Source organism: Methanoculleus sp. UBA303 (assembly GCA_002501655.1).
GTDB lineage: Archaea > Halobacteriota > Methanomicrobia > Methanomicrobiales > Methanoculleaceae > Methanoculleus.
On sequence record DANY01000026.1, the window covers coordinates 1 to 20,744 of the forward strand.

General features: G+C 57.5%; 21 protein-coding genes and 2 tRNA genes. 16 read left to right on the plus strand and 7 right to left on the minus strand.

Going from position 1 to position 20,744, the window contains the following annotated elements:
• The coding region (locus BP846_RS05405) for a PAS domain S-box protein (RefSeq protein ID WP_292393187.1) at positions 1-2,296 on the plus strand (2,296 nt) is incomplete at its 5' end.
• A 45-nt stretch (positions 2,297-2,341) separates the two neighbouring features.
• Positions 2,342-2,412 (plus strand) — tRNA-Gly (locus BP846_RS05410).
• 333 nt (positions 2,413-2,745) lie between these two features.
• Here BP846_RS05410 and BP846_RS05415 read toward each other — a convergent pair.
• Positions 2,746-3,579, minus strand: coding sequence for a V4R domain-containing protein (locus BP846_RS05415; protein WP_292393188.1), 834 nt, complete (start codon positions 3,577-3,579; stop codon positions 2,746-2,748).
• An 83-nt stretch (positions 3,580-3,662) separates the two neighbouring features.
• On the opposite strand from BP846_RS05415, the gene BP846_RS05420 reads away from it, so the two are divergent.
• The 5 genes from BP846_RS05420 (at position 3,663) to BP846_RS05440 (ending at position 8,711) form a co-directional block, all read left to right on the plus strand.
• Entirely contained in the window at positions 3,663-4,877 is a 1,215-nt protein-coding gene (locus BP846_RS05420; protein ID WP_292393189.1) for an FprA family A-type flavoprotein, read from the plus strand.
• A 471-nt stretch (positions 4,878-5,348) separates the two neighbouring features.
• A complete protein-coding gene (locus BP846_RS05425; RefSeq protein ID WP_292393190.1) occupies positions 5,349-6,422 on the plus strand; it encodes a lysylphosphatidylglycerol synthase transmembrane domain-containing protein in 1,074 nt (357 codons plus the stop codon).
• A gap of 101 nt (positions 6,423-6,523) precedes the next feature.
• Entirely contained in the window at positions 6,524-7,201 is a 678-nt protein-coding gene (locus BP846_RS05430) for a DUF5612 domain-containing protein (protein WP_292393191.1), read from the plus strand.
• Between the two features lies 1 nt (position 7,202).
• A complete protein-coding gene (locus BP846_RS05435; RefSeq protein ID WP_292393192.1) occupies positions 7,203-7,778 on the plus strand; it encodes an L-threonylcarbamoyladenylate synthase in 576 nt (191 codons plus the stop codon).
• Positions 7,779-7,781: 3 nt separating this feature from the next.
• Complete coding sequence (locus BP846_RS05440) at positions 7,782-8,711, plus strand: DNA polymerase subunit beta (RefSeq protein WP_292393193.1); 930 nt, start codon at positions 7,782-7,784, stop codon at positions 8,709-8,711.
• On the opposite strand, the gene BP846_RS05445 is transcribed toward BP846_RS05440, so the two are convergent.
• The gene (locus BP846_RS05445) at positions 8,712-9,374 is read right to left on the minus strand and encodes a CRISPR-associated protein Cas4 (RefSeq protein WP_292393195.1); all 663 of its coding nucleotides are present in this window, start codon (positions 9,372-9,374) and stop codon (positions 8,712-8,714) included.
• A gap of 166 nt (positions 9,375-9,540) precedes the next feature.
• Between BP846_RS05445 and BP846_RS05450 the strand changes: the two genes are divergently transcribed.
• From BP846_RS05450 to BP846_RS05470, 5 genes are all read left to right on the plus strand, one after another.
• The gene (locus tag BP846_RS05450) at positions 9,541-9,837 is read left to right on the plus strand and encodes a DUF3467 domain-containing protein (protein WP_292393197.1); all 297 of its coding nucleotides are present in this window, start codon (positions 9,541-9,543) and stop codon (positions 9,835-9,837) included.
• Positions 9,838-9,909: 72 nt separating this feature from the next.
• Positions 9,910-9,981 (plus strand) — tRNA-Thr (locus BP846_RS05455).
• A 416-nt stretch (positions 9,982-10,397) separates the two neighbouring features.
• A complete protein-coding gene (locus BP846_RS05460) occupies positions 10,398-10,907 on the plus strand; it encodes a hypothetical protein (protein WP_292393199.1) in 510 nt (169 codons plus the stop codon).
• A gap of 317 nt (positions 10,908-11,224) precedes the next feature.
• Positions 11,225-11,623, plus strand: a complete 399-nt coding sequence (locus tag BP846_RS05465; RefSeq protein WP_292393202.1) for a hypothetical protein — start codon at positions 11,225-11,227, stop codon at positions 11,621-11,623.
• Entirely contained in the window at positions 11,620-13,380 is a 1,761-nt protein-coding gene (locus BP846_RS05470) for an SIR2 family protein (protein WP_292393204.1), read from the plus strand. Before BP846_RS05465 ends, BP846_RS05470 begins: the two co-directional genes overlap by 4 nt.
• Before the next feature lie 389 nt (positions 13,381-13,769).
• Here BP846_RS05470 and BP846_RS05475 read toward each other — a convergent pair whose 3' ends face one another.
• Entirely contained in the window at positions 13,770-14,066 is a 297-nt protein-coding gene (locus tag BP846_RS05475; protein ID WP_292393205.1) for a hypothetical protein, read from the minus strand.
• Positions 14,067-14,369: 303 nt separating this feature from the next.
• On the opposite strand from BP846_RS05475, the gene BP846_RS05480 reads away from it, so the two are divergent.
• Entirely contained in the window at positions 14,370-14,729 is a 360-nt protein-coding gene (locus BP846_RS05480) for a transposase (protein ID WP_292393208.1), read from the plus strand.
• A gap of 20 nt (positions 14,730-14,749) precedes the next feature.
• Complete coding sequence (locus BP846_RS13115) at positions 14,750-15,163, plus strand: IS5 family transposase (RefSeq protein WP_394339959.1); 414 nt, start codon at positions 14,750-14,752, stop codon at positions 15,161-15,163.
• On the opposite strand, the gene BP846_RS05485 is transcribed toward BP846_RS13115, so the two are convergent.
• The 3 genes from BP846_RS05485 to BP846_RS05495 form a co-directional block, all read right to left on the minus strand.
• Positions 15,121-15,438 (minus strand): hypothetical protein, encoded by a 318-nt coding sequence (locus tag BP846_RS05485; RefSeq protein ID WP_292393210.1) that lies wholly within the window; start codon positions 15,436-15,438, stop codon positions 15,121-15,123. The genes BP846_RS13115 and BP846_RS05485 overlap by 43 nt on opposite strands.
• 408 nt (positions 15,439-15,846) lie before the next feature.
• Entirely contained in the window at positions 15,847-16,407 is a 561-nt protein-coding gene (locus tag BP846_RS05490) for a DUF1269 domain-containing protein (protein WP_292393211.1), read from the minus strand.
• A 361-nt stretch (positions 16,408-16,768) separates the two neighbouring features.
• On the minus strand, positions 16,769-16,951 hold the full coding sequence (locus tag BP846_RS05495; protein ID WP_292393213.1) for a hypothetical protein: 183 nt from the start codon (positions 16,949-16,951) through the stop codon (positions 16,769-16,771).
• Positions 16,952-17,017: 66 nt separating this feature from the next.
• On the opposite strand from BP846_RS05495, the gene BP846_RS05500 reads away from it, so the two are divergent.
• Positions 17,018-18,229: an RNA-guided endonuclease InsQ/TnpB family protein gene (locus BP846_RS05500; RefSeq protein WP_292393215.1), complete on the plus strand. Its 1,212-nt coding sequence runs from the start codon at positions 17,018-17,020 to the stop codon at positions 18,227-18,229.
• Positions 18,230-18,339: 110 nt separating this feature from the next.
• Here BP846_RS05500 and BP846_RS05505 read toward each other — a convergent pair whose 3' ends face one another.
• Complete coding sequence (locus BP846_RS05505; protein WP_292393217.1) at positions 18,340-18,873, minus strand: LURP-one-related/scramblase family protein; 534 nt, start codon at positions 18,871-18,873, stop codon at positions 18,340-18,342.
• 530 nt (positions 18,874-19,403) lie between these two features.
• Between BP846_RS05505 and BP846_RS05510 the strand changes: the two genes are divergently transcribed.
• A complete protein-coding gene (locus BP846_RS05510; protein WP_292393218.1) occupies positions 19,404-20,606 on the plus strand; it encodes a deoxyguanosinetriphosphate triphosphohydrolase family protein in 1,203 nt (400 codons plus the stop codon).
• The last annotated feature ends 138 nt before the right edge of the window (positions 20,607-20,744 follow it).

A 20,744-nucleotide genomic window follows, 5' to 3' on the forward strand; every position in this document is an offset into this window, starting at 1 on the left:
GCGCAAGCGGGGGGTAGTTCACTGCATGAAGGAAGGCCGGCAGGACCGCCATACCGGGTATGCGCTCACAAAGGAGCGCCTTCTCTCCTGCGGCATCCCCGTCTCGGCCCTGGTCGCGTTCGGTGCCACCGCGTACTGCCTTTCTGCAGGGATATTCGTCGTCTGCTCCCACCTCTTCTACGTCCCGATCGTCCTTGCGGCCTATCGCTACCCGGATCGAGGTGTTGCGTTCGCCGGCGTGCTTGCCACCGCCTACCTGGCAGAGGTGCTCCTCCTCTCCCCGGGCGGCGGGATCGAGGTCGCAAACGCCCTGCTCCGCGCCGGGATATTCTTCGTCGTCGCTGCCGTCGTAGCGCACCTCTCAAGCCGCCTGCAGGCACGGGAGAGCCGGTACCGGGGGATCTTCGAGACGTCCCCGGCAGGCATCTTCCTCTTCCGGCCGGGTGACGGGGGGGTCGAGGAGATGAACCAGCAGTGCGCCGGGATGCTCGGGTGCCCGGCCGGCGAGGTCCCGTTCCTCAATGTCCCGGCGTTCTGGCCCGATCATCCAGAGTGGGTCGGGGCCGGCCCCGGGATCGCCGGCCTCGACTGTGAACTTCTCCGTCGTGATGGGACTCGGTTCCCCGCACTCCTCTCTGCAAACCCGCTCCCCGATAGAAAGGTGGTCTGCGCGGTGGTCACCGAGACGACAGAGCGGAATCGGATGGAAGAACGGCTCCGGCGGTCGGAAGAGACGTTCCGGGTCATCCTCAACACTGTCGACGTCGGGATCGTCCTCACCGACCCCGGCAGGCGGATCGTCGAGGTGAACGAGGCGGCGGTTCGGCTCTTTGGCGGTGCCGGGCGGGAGGATCTGGTCGGGCGGAACCCACAGAGCCTGGTTGCTGAGAGAGACCGGGAGACCGTACGGGCTTACCGGGAGCGGGCCCTGCGCGGGGAAGCGCCTGTACCCCTGGTGTGCACGCTCTGCGGGCCTGGCGGGGCCGAATGGCCTGCGGAGGTATCGGTCACCCTCCTGAAGAAGAATGGGGATGCCCCGGAACGGCTGATCCTGGCCATCCGGGACATTACGGAGCGGTGCCGGGCGGAAGAGGAGATGCGGGAGGAGAACAGGCATCTCTCCATCATCAATGAGGTCATCGCCGCCGCAACTGCTTCCCGAGACCTGAACGACCTCCTCCCGGTCTCGCTGGCAAAAACCCTCACCTTGCTGGAGTTCGACCTGGGCGCGGCCTACCTGGCGTACCCGGGGATCGACCTCGCGCACCTGCGTGCCTGTGTGGGGGAGGGCTGCGCCCCGCCGCCCTGTGTGCACCGGGACGAACCACCCTACCGGTATGTGCTCATCGACGGGGAGGCGCGGTTCGTCGACCGGTTCCAGGAGAAGTATCCGGGGCATGAGGATCTCGCCGTCCGGTCGTTTGCGGCGGTGCCCATCCCGGGTGACGACGGACCGGTAGGGTGTATCGCCGTCGCGAGCAGGACCCGGGAGACGATCCCGGAGAGTGAACGCCGGATCCTTACGGCGATCGCCGAAGAACTCGGTAGCGCGGTCGAGAAGGGAATGCTCCAGGAGGAACTTGAGGCGGCGCTCGCGTCCGCCAACCGCTACCTTGACGAGGCGAATGCGGCGGCCGCGGAGGTCAACCTCTACGTAGACATCCTCACCCACGACATCAACAACGCAAACACCGCAGCGATGGGCTACCTGCAGATGTTCCTGGAGTCCGCCGACGAGTCAGACGGGGTGATCGTCGAAAAGTCGCTTGCGGCTGTCTACCAGAGCAACGACATAATCCGGAATGTCTCCACGCTCCGCAGGCTCAAAGCCGGATCCGCCGAACTTCGACCAGTAAGGCTTGAGCCCGTGATCCGGGGGATCTGCAACTACTACACCGATGCCCGCATCGCCTACGACGGGTCGGACGCAACGGTCCTCGCCGACGACCTCGTCGGTGAGATCTTTGCGAACCTGATCGGAAACGCAGTCAAGTTCGGGGGGCCGGCTGTTGAGATCACCATCAGTGTCAGGAAGGGGGAGGGTACGGTATCGGTGACGGTTGCCGATACCGGCCCCGGGATCCCCGACGACCTCAAGCCGCGTTTCTTCGAGCGTTACCGGCGCGGGGTGACGGCGAAGAACGGGAAGGGCCTCGGCCTCTACATCGTCCGGACGCTTGCGGAGCGCTACGGGGGGAGCGTCCGGGCAGGCGACCGGGTCCCCGACCGGCCGGAGGAGGGGGCCGCCGTCACGTTCACCCTGCCGCACTACCGCCCGGCAGCGGCAGGGGCGTGAGCCGAATGTTTATCTTCTCCCGGGCCAACATATGATGGTACCGGAGCGATAGTAGTCTAGCGGTAGGACAGGGGCTTCCCAAGCCTCTAGCCCGGGTTCGATTCCCGGCTATCGCATCGGCATTCTGGATCTCGGACCTTATTGTTCGCTTTTGCCCGGGAGCTGTCCTTCTACCGGTACACACCATGGTATCCGGAGTTGTCTTACGGGCAGAACACCATCTATGGTGTATTATAGGGTGGCTTAGGACACAAGCCCAATTCTAAGTCAACTTCTGTTGACACAAAACGCATCTTGTAGTGCTTCCGGACGAAGTGATCTCTGGAGTCTTTACGCCCTCACGTGCACCCACCCTTCTGGATCCAGGATGCGCGTGATACTATGTGGAAGGGGTTCCCTGCCCTCCCCGACCGTGCTCGCCCTGATGTTCTCAGCATCACCCGGCGTCGTTATGGCCGGTGACCGGCTGCCGTCGTCTCCTCCACTTCCTCCCCGCCATCCTCCGGCACCACCTCAAACCGGCAGTGGTCAAACCCCATCGAGTAGCACCGGGTCTCCAGCGCCTCTGTTGGTCGGCCGTAGTGGCCGGAGAAGAGCGCCCGGAGGATACCGGAGTCGAACGCGCACGCGGGCCTGCCGGTTACGGGCAGGTCGGCGCACTCGAAGCAGTCGTAGACGAGGAGCGCAAGCGGCTCTGTCCCGGCAACCTCGATCCTGCCGAGGCTATGGTCCTCCCAGAACCGGGCGATGTTGGCGCAGAAGGCTCCGGTCTCGGGAGCGGCCACCGCCGGGTAGAGAACCTCCCCTATCCGCTCGCCGGCCCGGGTGAGGAGCGGGTCGAGGAGAATCCCTTCCTGCATGAGGGAGACCCGGATCGTCCGGAAGGTCAACTTGTAGAACGCGAAGGGGTCGCCCGCCCCCGTCCGGTACGCCCCCGCATAGGCGGTGAGCGCATCGGCTACACGGTCCTCTGCCGAGACGCTCGCCACGAGGTCGCCGGTGAGGGAGAAGATCTTCTTCCTGGCATCCTCCGGGTCGGGCCGCGACCCGACCACGCCCGCCGCCGCCAGATCCTGCAGGTGCACCGAGACCGTCGACTTCACTCTCCCGGAGAGGGCGACAATCTCGTCAAACGAATGCTCGCGGTCGCGGAGCGCTGCAAGGATCGTACGCCGCACCGGGTTTTCGACCGCCCGCGCCCCGCCAGGCGTCGAATAGAGGTCGATCTCCCGGTTCGGCTTCGGCCGGCCGGCTCCACTCCTCCCGGTCATCCCCTGCTCCATAGAAGAAGATCGAAAGGAAGATATATCAAATGTTTGGATATTGTAGAATGTTCGCTACGTTACGAACTACGTGAGAGATACATATGATGGCTACAGAACTCGCCCCCGGCGTCCACTGGGTCGGGGCAATCGACTGGAACCTGAGGGAGTACCATGGCTACACCCTCCCGGGAACGACCTACAACGCATACCTCGTCCGTGGTGAGAAGACCGCACTCATCGACAGCGCCTACGCCGGGTTTGAAGGGCAGATCCTCGGCCGGGTGGCGTCCGTCTGCGACCCCGGCGAGATCGACTACATCGTCCTGAACCACATCGAGATGGACCACTCCGGCTGCCTGCCCACGCTCGTCCGGAAGATGCCGGATGTCCCGATATACTGCACTGAGCGGGCGAAGACCGGACTTGCCCGTCACTACGACACCAGCGGCTGGAATATCAGGGTCGTTAAGACCGGCGATACCCTCGACCTTGGCGGGAAGACGCTCACCTTCCTCGAAGCGCCGATGCTCCACTGGCCCGACTCGATGTTCACCTACCTCGCAGAGGATGCCATCCTCTTCCCGAACGACGCCTTCGGGCAGCACATCGCAAGCGCTGCCCGGTTCGACGACCAGCTTGGGAGGGGCGAGGCGCTCGCCCACGCGCAGAAGTTCTTCGCAAACCTGATCATACCGCTCGCGCCGAAGGTCTTAAAGAAACTCGACGAGGTCGGAAAACTCGGGATCGATATCCGGATGATCGCACCGAGCCACGGTGTCATCTGGCGGTCGTATGCCGGGGACATCCTCAAGGCCTACACCGACTGGAGCAGGGGCCTCTCGAAGGATAAGGTCACGATCGTCTACGATACCATGCACGGCTCGACCACGCTGATGGCTGAGACCATCGCCGAGGGCGTCATGGCCGAAGGCGCCGACGTCCGGGTCTGCCTCCTCCGCGACGGCCGCTACGAGGGAACGCACAGAAGCGACATCGTCACGGATATTCTCGACTCGAAAGCCATCCTCATCGGGTCGCCGACGCTCCAGGACGAGGTCCTCCCCACGGTGGCCGGATTCCTCAGTTACCTTCGCGGGCTCGCGCCTGGCCGCCTCGGTGCAAAGAAGATCGGGTGCGCGTTCGGGTCGCATGGCGGCATGGGCGGCGCGGTTGCCCAGGCGGAAGTTGCCCTGAAGACGGCCGGGATCGAGGTTATCGACGGCGGGTTCCATGTGAACTACCGCCCGGACAGCGACGAACTCGCGCGGGCGTACGAACTCGGGCGGAGGGTGGCGCGGGAGATCCGCGCCCGGTGATGCCGGAACTCCCGTCCATCTTCCAGCAATACCGGATACATCCTGCCGGTCTCCGGGAACACCCCGCCGGTGCGGCAAACCCACTGGATACCAGCTATACGCCAGACAGATCATCCAGACACCTCCCCGGGAAGGCACCCCGGGACTCATACCTTTTTTCAGTCCGCCGGTGCGGCAAACCCGCTCCTCACCCGGGCGAACGCCGCGACCTGCATCATCCCTCGTAGCTTTCTCAAAAGAGGCTCACGGTGCCAGAGAGGATGATAGCGATGCAGGTTGTCCAGTGTCGGCCGTCCATAGTGGGGATGTGGTATCCATTGGCCTGGTGGGGCGTTCCCGTGGGGTGGTCTTTGTGGTCACCCGGTTAGGAGTGCTCCCGAACCCCGCCCCGGGGAAACGTAATCATGACTGCCACCATCTATCCCCCGTGGTGCTCTCCAGGATAAGCGACCGGCGGGGAGGGAGATGGGCATGAAGACCTGGCGCTGGATCGCGCTCTCGCTTCTCCTCAGCGGCGCGGCTCTCGCAGGGCTCCTCGCGGTGACCTTCACCCCGGAGACACAGGCCTACCTCGGAGAGGTCAGCACCACCGCTCTCCTCCTCGCCCTTGGGTTCCGGGCCGCGGCAATCCTCTGCCGGGTGGTGCGGATCCGTGTCCTCTGTCACGGTCTCGGCTACACCGTGCCGTTCCGGAGTCTCACGGTCACCCTGTTCCTCTCGCTCTTCGCCGGCTCGCTCACCCCCGGTCAGGTGGGCGGCGAGCCCGTCCGGATCCACCGGCTCTCGCGTTCCGGGATCGCCGTCGGGGACGCCGTCGCCGTTGTCGTCGTGGAGCGGGTGCTCGACCTCATGGTCTTCATCTCTCTCACCCTCGCGGCCCTTCTTGCCCTCCGACACCTCTGGGGTTACCTCGCCGCCGTCGTCCTCTACCCGGTGGCGGCCTTCCTGCTCCTCGTTCTCGTTCTCCTGCTCGCGCTCCTTGTCCTGGTCCGCCGGCCGTCCTTCATGAAGCAGGTGGTGGGCGGCATCACCCTGTGGGTGCTGGACCGGTGCGGCCGGAGCCGGCGCTGGTTCCGGTTCAGCCCGGGTGCGGAGGGTGTGGGGGCCCTCGTGGAGAGGATCGACCGCGAAATCGAGACCTTTACTGAGGGGTCTTCCCGCTTTGCGAGGGCCGGCCGGCGGGCCGTCGTCGGCGCGCTCGCTCTCACCGTCCTTGAGTGGACCTTCTACTACTCCACGGTATCGGCCCTGCTCGTCGCTCTCGGGCTGCCCCCGTCCCTCCCGGAGTCGTTCCTCTTCCAGGGGGTTCTCCAGATGGTCGCAACCATTCCGCTCATCCCGAGCGCGGCCGGGATCGCCGAGATAAGCGCCGCCACGCTTTATCGCCGGGTTGTGCCCACCTACCTCCTCGGCCTCTTCGTCGTCCTCTGGCGGCTGTTCCTCTACTACATCAATATCCCTCTCGGCCTTCTTGCGACTACTCTTGCCGCGAGGGAGAGGGTCGGCGAGGACGATGCCGTTTCCCGCCGCACCGAAAACCTATAACCCTTATGAGACCAAAATCTATCAATTAGCGCGGATATGACGAAAAATACCCTGTTCCTGAAACGATCGGAGAGCATCCGGATCTCCGGCGGGGGAGGACCATGACCACCGATAGCGACATGTATGCCCTGAGTATCATCACCGAGAACAGGGCCGGCGTGCTGCGCGATGTGGCCACGGTGATGGCAAATTACCAGGCCAATATCCAGATGATCCAGCAGTCGATCATCACCAGCGGCTCAAATATCGGGAAGGCTTACCTCTACTTCGAGTTTCAGGAATGCGGGAACCACCCGGAGCTCATCGCTGACCTCGCACGGGTGCCGTCCGTCGTCGACGTCACATTTTATCCCCCGTTCTCCCGGATATTCGGGTCGCGGGTCATCATCATCGGCGGCGGTGCGCAGGTGGCGCAGGTGGCGATGGGAGCCGTGAACGAGGCGGACCGTCACAACATCCGCGGTGAGAGGATATCGGTGGACACGATCCCCCTCGTCGGGGAGCAGACCCTCGCGCTCGCCGTGGACGCGGTGGCCCGGCTTCCCCGGGCGTCCATCCTGGTCCTCGCCGGGTCGCTGATGGGCGGCGAGGTCTCGCGGGCCGTTGACCGGGTCCGGCAGGCGGGCATCCCGGTGATCGCCCTCAAGATGGCGGGGAGCGTCCCGCAGCACGCCGATCTGATCGTGACCGATCCCATCCAGGCCGGCGTCTTTGCCGTGATGCACGTCAGCGGCAAGGCAGTCTTCGATATCAACCGCGTGCGTGGGCGTGAATTCTGATATGGATCCCATCGATATGGCAGTCAGGGTGCTACAGAGAGACGGGCTCATCGTCTACCCCACCGAGACGGTCTACGGCCTCGGGGCGGATGCTCTCTCCGAGGATGCTGTGATGCGGGTCTACGAAGCCAAGAACCGCCCGCTCTCGCAACCGATATCGGTTGCGGTCTCGGATATGGATATGCTCAGTGCCATTGCGGTGGTGGACGACGCCGCCCGGGCCTTCATCGAGCGGTTCCTGCCCGGCCCGGTGACGGTGGCCCTCCCGGCAAAGTCCTGCCTGCCGGCAATCCTCACCGGCGGCACCGGCCTTATCGGGATCCGGTGGCCCGACAATGAAATCGCACTCGCGATCATTGCCCGGTTCGACTCTCCCATCACCGCTACCAGCGCGAACATATCGGGAGAAGCCCCGCCGACCCGGCCCGGTGAGGTCTACGTCCCGAACGACTACCTGGTCGACGGCGGGGAACTCCCCGGGACGCCGAGTACGGTGGTGGACCTGACCGCCCGGTGTATCCTGCGGAAGGGTGCGGAATGGGAGACAGTGGAAGCCTTTCTGGAGACTATACGGTGATCCATGAGATCGATACGACTCCGTGATTTCATCGAGGACCCGGATGGCTGCATCTATGCGGTCTCGAACTACGACAACAGCGATCGGATCGGGTGCATCCTCCGGTACGTCCCCGACCCGGACGGGGAGCGGACGAACCTCTCCGGTCGGCGGTACCGGAAGTATGATTTTGCCGAATCCTTCGCCTGGATACGGGAGCATAAGCCCGAGTACCTGGATATAGTCCACCGGGTGCCCCACAGCGACGTGGTCCGGGTGTATAAGCCGGAGGAGGAGATCGGGAAGGTGATGGCCCGGAACGTCCGGGTGAGGAGGCTCCTCTCCCACTTCAGCCTCCCGTCGGGATCGTTCGGGTGCACGGGTTCACTCCTCTGCGGCCTGGAGAACGCCGCCTCCGATATCGATATGGTGGTCTACGGCGACGCCTGGTTCTCGGCCCAGCGCCAGCTCCGGCACCTGGTGGGGACCGGGGTGATCCCGGTGATGAGCGCCGGGATGTGGCGGAAGGTCTACGAAAAGCGGGTGCCGGAGATATCGTTTGACGCTTTTGTCCTGCACGAGCAGCGGAAGTGGAACCGGGGAGAGTTTGAGGGAACCTACTTCGACCTCCTCTACACACGGGACTACGGGAACCTGGATGCGGTCCCCCCCGGTGCAGGCAGGGTGCTCGGCCGGGCGACGATCGAGGCCACGGTCACCGACGCTTCCCTCTCTTTCGATAGTCCTGCGGTCTACGCCGTGGATCACGACGAGATCTCCCGGGTGCTCTCCTTCACTCACACCTACTCGGGGCAGGCGCTGGCCGGAGAGGTCATCGAGGCCCGGGGCGTCGTGGAGCAGCACGGCGATGAGCGGTGGCTGATCGTCGGCACGACCCGGGAGGCGAAGAGCGAGTATATCGTCTCGAAGACCCTGCTCGAGAACGCAGGGTAGTTAGAAGAGATCCGAGAGCCGCCGGGGGCCGGCCATGCACCGCTCGAGGTGCGGGCAGCCCTCGCAGGGGGCTCGAAGAGGGCGGAGCGGGATATCGCCCGCAACGACCCGTTTTGCCGCCCGGATCGCCTTGATCATCTCCCGCCGGTCGCGGGGCTGTGGCTCGACGAACCGGCAGACTCCGCTAGCGACATACTCAACGTAGCCGCCGGCGACGGCACGCCCAAGGGTCTCCCGGAGGCAGGCGACATAGCAGGCGACCCGGAGGCGGTCGGTGCCGTATACACCGGCCTTCGGGGCGGTGCTTGACCGGGCGACGGCGAACGTGCCGTCCTCGAAGACCTTGTCGACCCGGCCCCGGATGCCGAGCAGGTCGGACTCGACGGCGAGGTCGGTCTGGACCGGCGTCTGCCAGGCCGTCTCCCGGCAGGCACCGACGCACTCATTGAGGAGTTCCCGGAACTCGGGGGGAGCGTCGGGGAGGACACAGAGGACCTCCTGCCATATCTGCTCCGCTTCGAGCAGGTCGCCGAGGTGCGTGGAGACCTGTTTGCAGACGGTGTAGCGGGGCGACTCTTCACGATCTTCCGACCGCTCAAAGTAGTAGCGCCGCGGACAGATGTGGCAGGCGACGACGCCGGATACCGGTATGTAGTCGGTCATGTGCAGGGAGTCCCGTTTGAGAAGACGTATGCCCTCCCACTATAAAGCGGGATGCACTCTATGCCGGCGCATGGTCCCGGCCGCCGTGATGATCTTCCCCCCTGGCCGGAGCGAGAGATGTGGCCAGAACCAACCCTTATGCCGGAGCAGATCACAGAAGAAGGGTATGGCTAACCGAGAGATATCGGTCAACATCCCCGGCGACCTCGACCCGGTCTACTCCAACCGGATCCAGATCGCCTACAAGGAGGACGAGTTCACGTTCCTCTTCCTGCACGAGATCCCCGGCACGAACCAGGCGAGGGCGAAGGCGATCGTCTCGATAAGTCCCCGGCACGCGAAGAACCTGGTTGAGGTGCTCGCAAAGAGCGTCGCCGACTACGAGCAGAAGTTCGGCAAGATCGCCGCCCCGGAGGCCGCCCCGCACCAGGAGAGCAACGTCACCATCCGGGGTTACTCCTGAGGGGGCCGGGCCGGCGGGTCCCCGGCAGGTGATACCTTTTTAATTCCGGACGTGCAATATTGTAGGGCAGTTGCCGCTGTGGCTTAGTGGTATAGCGGCTGATTCGTAATCAGCAGGTCGGGGGTTCAAATCCCTCCAGCGGCTTCCTTCTTTTCGCGATATCGTGAAAATAACCGGCTCAATCCTGTTTTAGCATTTATGATAAGAGATTCGACGAATCGAGGCGCATTCATGACAGATTCTTGTAAGAATTCATGGGCTTCATCTGACAGTGTAAACTTATATCTTTTGCGTTTACGCTCGTATTGCTTCCCTTTCTTTTTTCTGCTCATATTTTTCTTCTCCTTTCTACTGTCATGATACTTTCGGTATACCTAACTTTCCGTGCGGGCGGATATAACGGGGTGACAACAAAAAAGGGGTTGCCGTAGGGGCGCGGCTGAGATAACCTCCTTAACACACTCTTCCGCAGAAGGTGAGAAAAAGCAAATAGGAAGGCTTATTTCCTCAGTATTAGATTCAGAATCTAATATTATCCTTGCAAACAGGGTGATTATACTGTGGATCTCATATATGACGTCTTTTTGCTTATTCTCCGGTTCTACCCTATTTTAGCGATTGGAGTTGCAGCCTTTGTTGGACTGTGGAATAGATATCACCACAAAAAAGAATTCTGGGTGTCGTATCAGCTCGCAACTGCAGTATTCACGCTTTTTGCAATAGGATATTTATCAATCCCTATAGTCCTGTCATATCAACTATCTCAAGATATACTCACAGAATTTGCAATTGTAAGCCTGATTCTCGCTCTCGCAGCTATTACGACCAGTAATCTTAGGGACATAAGCGCCAATCATAACTTCATAGATTTGAACTCGAAGATTGAGGCCATTCAAGAAAATATGGATCGATTTGATCAGACTACACAATCGATCTTTGATAAAGTAAAATCAATAGATCAGGCACTCAGTGAGTCAAAACAACACCAATATCAACAGGTCAATAACCTGACATCTGAAACATCGGCGTCGCATAATGGGGATGGTGCGGTGGCCATTTCCACCAATTAAAGGTAGTATTTTCAGGCCGGAACGGCGGCCACTACCTCTTCCACACACTCTTCTGGAATGCCGTACAGCGCAGAAGTTTCTTCGACGACCTTTTAGGCGGAACGCCGTCACGGAGCATGGTTGAGGAGGGATCATACACTCAAGTTATTGCTGGGTCCCCAGTAACATGTAAATTTAGACAAATTATTCAATTACTGCCGTAAAAGACTAGGGTATATTACTTTTCCTAATTAGGCCCCTATATGCCGTTATTGATATTAATTAAGGACTTATAGAGTAACGAGAGTTTAATCTGGATCATGTGAGTATTCTCTTTCATGTCTGATGATCTAGAACCATTTGAGACAACCTCTTTCGAAGTTGAGGGGCCGAATTTCCTAGAATGGTTAGCAAAGAATCAACCAGAAGTAACTAAATTGATTGAATCATTGACAGAGAACTATGTCGTATATCGTAAAAGCCTACTAGAGGCCGAGCAGAATCTCTACGAAAGACATATTGAACTTCAAAAAACTGCTGTACATGATAGACAATCGATATCTAAACTTTTTATCGGCGCAATAGTGGTGGTTTTCGCTCTTACTGCGGTTTTGACGGTTTTAGATATATTTGAGGGTACAACCCTTTCTTTTCTGTTAGGCACAAGTGTGGGTTCACTCCTGACCATTCTAGGAAAGGTGTTTGTTCCGAACGGGCGTAATTGGGTAATGACATGAATCCAATCGTAAAACTTGCGGCAAGTGCCCTGCCTGGGGAAAAGAAATACATTCTCTTTGCCGGGGCTGGGGTATCCAAAGATGCTGGAGTTCCCACTGCGTGGGATCTGATGCTCAAAACAGCAGGCATGCTCTATGCTGCGGGTCACCCTGAGACTGATCAAAAGATTGATCTTGAGAGATGGTTTACTGTAAGTGATTATTCTAAAATGCAGTATGCTGATCTGATTGGAGCCCTTTACCCACACTACCCAGATCAGCAGCAGTTCCTTGAAGGTTATCTCAATGGACATGATATCGGTGAGGCACATGCGGCCATTGCAGAACTGGCGAGAAGAGGAGTTATCCGCGCCATTATAACAACAAATTTTGATCACTATATCGAAAGAGCCCTTGAGGCGATAAACAGAGATATCCAAGTAATCTCAACGGAAGAAGATCTGGAAAATTCAGAGCCATTGATCCATTGCAAAAGGATTCGTGTATACAAGCCTCATGGGACACTTGGAAAGGGGGCGTTAAAAAATACTCCGGCAGATCTTGAACGTTTATCACCCTTAATGAGGGAAGAACTGATTAGAATATTAAGCGAACACGGTGTTATTGTTCTCGGTTACTCTGGTTGTGACAAGGGGATTGTTGATATTTTTAAATCGAGAGAAACTAGTCATTACCCTCTCTTTTGGGTGGATCCCAGATATCCGAAAGGAGATATTGAAGAGATCTTCAAAGATGACCGAAATATTTTCATTCCGTGTGAAGGCGCAAGCCAGTTTATCAATGACTTCTTGCACCTACAGGAGAGGATAGATGAGTTGGCACCGGTGATCGGACAAGGTCCTACGATCTCAGACTTAAAGGTTGCATTTTCTTCGGGAAAGGATCCCGTTGCGCCATTGTATCTGGAATATCTCAGCCGGATAAAAGCCGATATTGAAAGAAATTATCCTGACTTTTCAGCGCACAATGAATATGATGATGCCATTGTCAAGCAAATTAATGCAAGCATCCCTATAACCTATCGTTTTATTGAGGCTGTTCTCTTGGCAAGTAGGTACAAGGATAAAGAAACTTTGAAGACAGTATACGACTATTTCGGAAAGTTGTTGGAACTATATGATACTCCAGATGGTTTTGTAGGATCTTACCGTGATTCTGACTTTGATGGAAATAAATTCCTGGTGTATGAGATGTTCGTTTTGTTTATAGCGGCACTCATAAAATATGATAATTGGAGTATAGTTGGGCAGTTACTGTCCGAGGATTTATTCGTGGATAAGACATTTTCAGGAGGGTATAGATCGTTTGACAGAATAAGTGCATACCTCTCCTCTTTAGACGATCTTCGTAACCAACGACTTCATCCCAGCAGAAGAAGGACAAGTATCACGGCGGATCTTATCAAAGAGAGATATGAAGGGACGCAGTTGGGGCAGCTTGTCACCCACAGAGGGTTTTTAGACGCGGATTATTTCCTATTCTTGAAAACCCTCTGTGATAGGGACGAATTAAAACTCAATAGAGTCTGGCGCCCACAAAGTTGTGTTTATCTTAATCACGTTCCCAATTACGTTCAAAAAATGGAGAGTAGAATGTTCCTTGAGCGGTTTACTCCGATTATTGGTTTAAGTGACGGAGATGTCCTCGTTCAAAGAATACGGGGGCGTCACGAGGCTTTTGAGAAGTTTTACCCGAGGAGTTGGGTAGATAATCCATTGGATTATTACAATCTTAACAAACTTGGAACGAGAAAATAAGATGTCCTTTTGGTGTTTTTTATTTTTGATATGAAGAGGGCGTCCCAAAACCCCTCAACCGGGAGGGGGACACCCCCTCCCAGTCTCTCCCCCGCGTACCGATATCCAATGGGAAGCCGTATCCGCGATTTGGCGCGGGATATTGCTCAATTCTTCGCGAACGCGTGTAATGCATTCTGAACCATGTGGATCTTCGGTCATTTGATACTTTTAGGACGACTTCGAATATACATCTCGCTTTTTAATATTCTCTCTCCTAAATCGTTGAAAACGTCGATTCGCCCCAGTGAGCTGAATGAGGAGGAAGCCGCGAGAGAATCTGCATGATATTAGATGGGGAGAACATACTACTAAAACTCCTTCCAGAAAACTCATAAGGTTTTCTCGATTCATCTCTCTTCTTGTCTTTCTCCTGCAGTTCGATATTCATTTGCAGTTTTGAAGCCACCATCTTCAGCAAGTGGGTTGCACTCATATTTAGGAATCCAGTACGTCGTAGCAAGTGAAATGGTATCTCGGTTTGCTCTCTCAATCACCCTACAGACTTGTGGTGTTTTTGGTATGAACCGCAGCATTTTCGTAAGATGTTCATTTATGCAGACCATATACAACATGATCTGCTCCAAATCTGGATTCATACCAAGTATTCTCTTGGGAACCGTTTCAAAAAACTTCTCTGGAGTCATTCTTAATAACTTCTCTGGATCCAGACTCGTGGTCGCAATTTTTGATCTTCGTTGTGCCATTAGGTGTGCATAGATGCGTATTTGCGCTCCCATTGCCGCTGCAATGTGATACGCAACCCAACAACTCACCTCTGATGGCTGTTGCCCTTTGGTTTTGTGCATAAAAGTCCTCTAAAAATGATGGGTATTCGCGGCCATATTTAATTTTTGGCTGCAATAATCAACCCATTTAATTTAATCTGTGTTCGGTTTGATCTGAGGTGATCCTATAATTATAAGGCCCCTCGGATAAAACTTGGGATCATGGCATTCCGGGAAATTGACGATGATCTCTGGGAGATTGTTCAGAAATACCTCCCCCCAACAAAGCCGCATATCGGTCGACCCCGATGTGATCCCCGCGGGCTGATCAACGGCATCCTGTACGTTCTGACCACCGGATGCTCCTGGCTCGATGTACCGGCGAAATACGGCACCAAATCAACGGTTCACCGGTACCATCTCGAACTCTGTGAGAAGGGAGTGTATCAGACGATCTTCCTCAACCTTCTCCGATCCGGATACGAGATCAAGAAAATCGATCTCTCGCATTGTGCGACAGATACCAAGGACATTCAGGCTAAAAAAGGGGATCAACCGGCTATGATGGCTATAAAAAGGTAAACGGGAATAAACTGAGTGCTCTGGTCGATCGGCACGGCCTCCCGCTTGCCTGCACGGTTGCACCGGCAAATACCCATGATTCCCGGCTCTACGAGCCAACTCTCGAAGCATTTGAGATTCCCGAGGTGCAAGTTCGTCTCAGGATCATCTCCGCAGATGCAGCCTACGATGCACGGGAGATCCGACAATACAACCGGAAACGAGGGATCAAGAGCAATATCCCGGCCAATCGAAGATCCCGGAAACATCCGAAACGCGGAAGACCGTTCTGGTTCGATTCGGAACTCTACAAGAAACGCAGTGCCGTTGAACGGTTCTTCAGCTGGATTGAAGCATTTAAGAAGATTGTCCCACGATACGAGCGGTATGAGCACTCATTCATGGGACTGATTCACCTGGCATGCAGCGTCATGATCGCGAGAGTATTGGGATGACCTCTCTGTTTATACAAATGGGATTTATACCAAAGAGATATTGCCTTGAAGTTGTCCCAAAACACCTTTATCGGGAGGGGGACACCCCCTCCCGGTCCCTCCCCCACGTGGCGATACCCGGTGGAAAGCCGTTTCAACACCCTGGCCTCTGATATTGTCCAGAGGGAAGAAACCTTGAACGTAAGTGCTCCGATCAGAGTGTACCGGAGGTTAGCAGACCCTTTTGGGACGACCTCCTCGTTTGGGATGCTTCCCACAAAGATACTCCTCGCCACGTTTATGCTCCCATGCCTTTGGCTCAGTGTAGCCCCGCACAGTGCAACATCCTCCTGTGCTTCTGGATTCGAACATAGTTGCCAATATCCGGGACGATGTTCATGCCATACGCCCTCATGTAGGCAGAAATGTCATCTGGTCATATGCTGGCGGTTTGATCCCCTTGACCCTGGCGAGCGGAATCGACAAATATTCGTTCTCAATAAGCCAGAGGTAGAACCGTTTCAAAAACCGCACGTAGTCGCTGATGGTGTTCTACTTGTATGGGCTCCCGCCCTCTTTTGTCGCCGAAGATAGGGTTATTATCGCATCATACAGATCGCCCACGTTCGCCTCGGCAAAAGGTCCGATAAATAGCCGGCTTTGCCGCCGCGAGAAAGGAGTGAACCCGATAAAAAATGAGAGAGTTATTGTGCCGGTGCCACCATCGGCTTCTTCTCCTCTTCCTCCGCAGCCTCGACCGCCTCCTCGAGTGCCGCTCCGGCCATCACGAGCGCTTCCGGGGTGACTATGCCCTCGGCGATGAGGTACGCGTTGGCATCCCGGAGCGCCTCTTTGAGCTCCTTTGCCCAGAGGTGCTCGATGAGGAAGACCGCGGCAGCGCTGTTGTTCGGGATAATTTCGGAGATCCGCCGGACGTTCTCCTCGGTCATACCGAAGGTCCGCTGGGCAGCCGCCATCGCGCCGGCCTCAGCGCCTCTCCGTGCTGCTTCTTCCCCGCCGGCGCCGAGGCCCATGAGCGCTCCGACGGCGGCGCCGAAGCGCTGCCGTTCCTCGTCGCTCAGTTGCGAGGCCTCCATGGAACTGACGTTCCCGTCCGCATCCTTGTACACGAACCGGAGATCGATCAGCCTGACGGTACCCGCCTCCATCGCCGACCCGAGCGCCTGCCGGATCTGGCCGTGGAAGTCCGGATTCTTGAATCCGACGACCAGGAGGTGCATCGGTCCATACATAACTTCAGCCATTTTCTGTTATCCCCCTGACAATATACATTGGTTGCCTGCCCGCACCCCGTGATCCATTGCCCCAAGCTTGCGAATACGAGTACATCGGCACAGAGTGCCTCTGCCTGCGATCTTTTCTGTCTCTGATGAGAGTGTGCACACCGGAGCCGGGTCAGACACAGTGAGTGGCAAAATATAAAAGTATATTTATATAATCCTGAGTTTGCCACTTCACTCAAATCTCTCAGATTGTGGCGGAATACAATTTGACAGTTCCAAGTATTTGGAAAAATATCTCCCGAAATCTCCTCATTTTGACCTTAAATTTCAGACAGACCTGGCATTCTGATAATAAAACGTGCATTTTCCTCACAAATTTAACTCAACTGTCAAATTCTATTCTGACGATCTTGGACATTTTTGGGGCATGAAGCACCTCCAGAAGCCAAATGGCAAACTTGGGATAATCATCATAATCTCCGCCGTCCGGACAAGCACCGATTTCAGGATCTTGGGCCGAGGAGCCCCCCTTCTTTTCGTCGGGGGAGGAATCGGCCCTCCGCATATCACGATCCACTTTCGCCCCGCAGGGATATTCTTTATGCCGGGTGAACACCAACCGAAACGGTGTATGCAATCGGTGACGAAGTTGCGGTTGGTTGCGTCTCCTGAGGAACGGCAGATGCTGTTCGCCACGATGGAGCGGTACAATGCAGCCTGCAACGCGGTTTCGCCGGTTGCCTTTTCTGAACGACAGTTCTCCAACATCGGTCTGCAGAAGCGGCTGTACCGCCACGTCCGGGAGACCTTCGGGCTCTCGGCGCAGATGGCCCAGCTTGCCATCCGCAAGGTTGCCGGGAGTTACCGGAGCACCAAAGAGGCGATCAAGGAGCAGAACAAGGTTCTGGCCGCCCTCGGCAACCCCCTGAAGACTCTCCCCGAGCTCTCGTTCCGGGAGCACGGGGCCATCTGCTACGATGCCCGGGTACTCTCCCTCGGCCGGAACCGGGTGAGTATCTGGACACTGAGGGGTCGGATCAAACCCCGGTACAGCAAACCCGATCATTTCCCGGCAGTCACGATCGTCAAGCAGACGGACCTCGTCTACCGGGATGGGGCGTTCTGGCTCTACGCGACCGTGGAGACCCCGGATGCCGAGCCTGCCGAACCATCCGAGTACCTCGGGGTCGATCTCGGGGTGGTGAAGATCGCCACCACGAGCGACGGAGCAACCTTCTCCAGCGACGCCACCGAGAAGGTGCGGAAGCGGTACGGCAGACTCAAGGGTGTTCTCCAGAAGGTCGGAACCAAGTCGGCCAAGCGGAAACCGCAAAAGATCTCCGGCAGAGAGCGCCGGTTTAAGACCGATACCAACCACGTCATCAGCAAGCAGATCGTTTGCGCGGCAGAAGGCACGAAGCAGGGGATTGCCCTGGAAGGCCTGAAGGGCATCCTCCTGCGGACTACGGTTAGACATGACCAGCGCGAGCGACACCATAAATGGGCGTTCCATCAACTTCGATCCTTCATCGAGTACAAGGCCCGCAGGGCCGGGGTTCTGGTGACGGTGATCGACGGGGCATACACGAGCCAGCAGTGCAGTGCCTGCGGGTTCGTTCACTCCGACAACCGCCAGACCCAGGCAGCGTTCCGCTGCCTCGCGTGCGGACATACGGAGAACGCCGATCTGAATGCAGCCAGGAACATTGCTGCCAGGGCCGCCGTCAACCGGCCTATTGCGGTCTGCTCCCCTGACACCAGGAGAGAGGTGGAATCGCAAGCCTGTAAAGAGCGTGGTACCACCTACGGTATCATGCCCCCGACTTCAGTCGGGGGTAGTTGACTGCCCTACCTCCCCAATCAGGCTGTCCGCGCCCGTCCGGCACTTCTGTAGACGTTGTCTGCATTGAAGCGCCGATCCCCCTCGCTCGTTTCTTCTCCCCTAGCGGCCAATCAATGCGCCATCTGGTCGATCGCCGCCGTAACGGCGAGGATGAGCGCGTCGTCATGTCCCGGCTCCACCTCCACGCCGTAGGTGTCCCGGATCCGGAACCATTTTCTTGAGGCCTCGGCAACCCGCTCCCGACCGGCACTGATCCGGTACTCGTGGTCGAGGATGTTGCCCTGCACATCCCAGTCTTCCTCTCCGGGGATACTAACCGTCCACCGGTCCCGGAGCGGCGCGATCAGGGCCTTCTTGATCGTGGCTGCCGTGCCGCCTCCGCCCTTCTCGATCTCCATGGTGTCCTTGATACGGAGCATCCTCTCCTGGATCTTGTAGAGGTCCTGACCCTCCTTGCTCTGGATGATCAGGGTGTTCCTGACGCGGAGCGCTTTTCCGTCCACCTTGAACGCCCGCTCCCCCACTGCGTTCTCGATCCAGTAATCGTCTCCGATATCGATGAGCCGTTCTTTCATTTTGTACCGGTGTGTGCCACCGGCCTCTTCGCGAGCCTGCGGGCCGCCTGCTGCTCTTCTTCGCATCATGGACATCACCTCATATACCTTTGAGCCGTCGTCGCCCTGTCCTGTGTTCGGATACCCGTGCGTTTCTCCGATGAGATCGCACGCTCCCGGTGATACGGCAGTGAGAGTCGCCAGGGCAACCAGCTGCCGGCGCCAATTATATTAATTATTTTATATAACTGTCGGTAAAAATACATGCCTGCGGTTGTGGGTGTAAGATTGGCAAACCCCACCTGAACGAACGGTTTATTTGAGCCATGGAGATACAGGCGAGGCTATCTGAATGGAAGCCCGATCCATTTCTATACCTCTTTGTGATGTCGCAATAGACTCCCGATACTGGAGAGAAGAGAGGTGTCAGTGATCAATCTCTCTGGATACCGGTTCTTCTGATGCTTCCTCCGGGTCCGGCCCCGTCGTCGGATGCCCCTCACCAGAAGAGAAAACCATATCCCCTCTCCCCACCGAGACCTCTTATCGGAAGGTCTCCCGGCGGAACCTGCACTATGGAAATAACTGGGGGCGCCGTCACAACCCGGAGAGGACACCCCATGGAGATCCCGCAAAGCATCTTTGATCGGATGGCCAGGAGCATGGCCGACCGCGAACTCCTCCTCTCGCCCCGGGCAACCAGGAACGCCGAGTACCTCCGGCGATCCGGCCACAGGCCCGAGGAGCCGGTGATCCGGCCGCCGTTCTCCCGGGACGCCGACCGGATCATCCACTCGAAGGCCTACTCGCGCTACATCGACAAGACCCAGGTCTTCTACCTCGTCGAGAACGACCACATCACCCACCGCGTCCTCCACGTCCAGCTTGTCTCGAAGATCGGGAGAACTATAGGACGAGCACTCGGCCTGAACGAGGACCTGATCGAGGCGATAGCCCTCGGCCACGACATCGGCCACGTCCCCTACGGGCACCTCGGGGAGAAGTTCCTCGACGAACTCTGCAGGGGGCACGGGATTGGGGGGTTCCAGCACAACGTCCAGAGCGTCCGGTTCCTCGACGATGTCGAGGACTGCAACCTTACCCTGCAGGTGCTCGACGGGATCCTCTGCCACAACGGCGAAGCCCACGACCGGAGCCTCATGGTCGAGGGCGAGGCTGATTGGGACTCGTTTGCGGAGAAACTGGGGAAGATCAAGAGCGGGGGCGATGCCCTCCCCCTCACCGCCGAAGGGTGTGTCGTCAGGTGCGCCGACAGCATCTCCTACCTAGGCCGCGACCTCCAGGACGCCCTCGAGGTTGAGGTCATCGGTGAGCGGGACCTGCAGGATTTCCCGGAGAACTGCATGGCCCTCTTCGGGATCGCCGGGAGGAGAAAGGTGGATTTTTCGGGAATCAACCGCACAGTGCTCGACGTCCTCATCAAGGACATCATCACGATGAGTTACGACGCCGACTGCATAGCCTTCTCTGGTGAGGCGTCGGCGTGTGTTGCGGCCTTCAAGGACTTCAACATGCACCACATCTACGAGAATGAGAGGCTCCTGAAGAACGAAGAAAAGATCCGGTTCATGTTCCGGTACCTCTTCGACCGCATCCTTGAGGATATCAAGGGGAAGCGCGAGGATTCCTTGGTGTATGAAGATCTCATCAATGCGCCGTGGGTATCCCCGCGATATATCGCCGCCGCCGCGCCGGAGGAGCGCGTGAGAGATTTCATTGCCGGGATGACGGACCGCTACTTCGAGCAGGTCTTCCGGCAGAGCATTCTCCCGGCAAGGGTCCGGTCGAGGTACCGGGGGTGAATCCCCGGTAGTGCCCTACGAAACAACTGATACTCAACTTTGTTGAGATCTCATCTGGGTGTTTCCGATTGATTGCAATCCGGGGCACGGCTTTCACCTGGGTATCGCCATAACTGCCCCCGCCCCTTGAGGGGCGGG

Coding starts and splice junctions, on each gene's coding strand:
- BP846_RS05415 (WP_292393188.1), bottom strand. CDS start 3,579: ATGGAGCAGGGGATGACCGGGAGGAGTGGAGCCGGCCGGCCGAAGCCG.
- BP846_RS05420 (WP_292393189.1), top strand. CDS start 3,663: ATGATGGCTACAGAACTCGCCCCCGGCGTCCACTGGGTCGGGGCAATC.
- BP846_RS05425 (WP_292393190.1), top strand. CDS start 5,349: ATGAAGACCTGGCGCTGGATCGCGCTCTCGCTTCTCCTCAGCGGCGCG.
- BP846_RS05430 (WP_292393191.1), top strand. CDS start 6,524: ATGACCACCGATAGCGACATGTATGCCCTGAGTATCATCACCGAGAAC.
- BP846_RS05435 (WP_292393192.1), top strand. CDS start 7,203: ATGGATCCCATCGATATGGCAGTCAGGGTGCTACAGAGAGACGGGCTC.
- BP846_RS05440 (WP_292393193.1), top strand. CDS start 7,782: ATGAGATCGATACGACTCCGTGATTTCATCGAGGACCCGGATGGCTGC.
- BP846_RS05445 (WP_292393195.1), bottom strand. CDS start 9,374: ATGACCGACTACATACCGGTATCCGGCGTCGTCGCCTGCCACATCTGT.
- BP846_RS05450 (WP_292393197.1), top strand. CDS start 9,541: ATGGCTAACCGAGAGATATCGGTCAACATCCCCGGCGACCTCGACCCG.
- BP846_RS05465 (WP_292393202.1), top strand. CDS start 11,225: ATGTCTGATGATCTAGAACCATTTGAGACAACCTCTTTCGAAGTTGAG.
- BP846_RS05470 (WP_292393204.1), top strand. CDS start 11,620: ATGAATCCAATCGTAAAACTTGCGGCAAGTGCCCTGCCTGGGGAAAAG.
- BP846_RS05475 (WP_292393205.1), bottom strand. CDS start 14,066: ATGACTCCAGAGAAGTTTTTTGAAACGGTTCCCAAGAGAATACTTGGT.
- BP846_RS05480 (WP_292393208.1), top strand. CDS start 14,370: ATGGCATTCCGGGAAATTGACGATGATCTCTGGGAGATTGTTCAGAAA.
- BP846_RS05490 (WP_292393211.1), bottom strand. CDS start 16,407: ATGGCTGAAGTTATGTATGGACCGATGCACCTCCTGGTCGTCGGATTC.
- BP846_RS05495 (WP_292393213.1), bottom strand. CDS start 16,951: ATGCGGAGGGCCGATTCCTCCCCCGACGAAAAGAAGGGGGGCTCCTCG.
- BP846_RS05500 (WP_292393215.1), top strand. CDS start 17,018: ATGCAATCGGTGACGAAGTTGCGGTTGGTTGCGTCTCCTGAGGAACGG.
- BP846_RS05505 (WP_292393217.1), bottom strand. CDS start 18,873: ATGATGCGAAGAAGAGCAGCAGGCGGCCCGCAGGCTCGCGAAGAGGCC.
- BP846_RS05510 (WP_292393218.1), top strand. CDS start 19,404: ATGGAGATCCCGCAAAGCATCTTTGATCGGATGGCCAGGAGCATGGCC.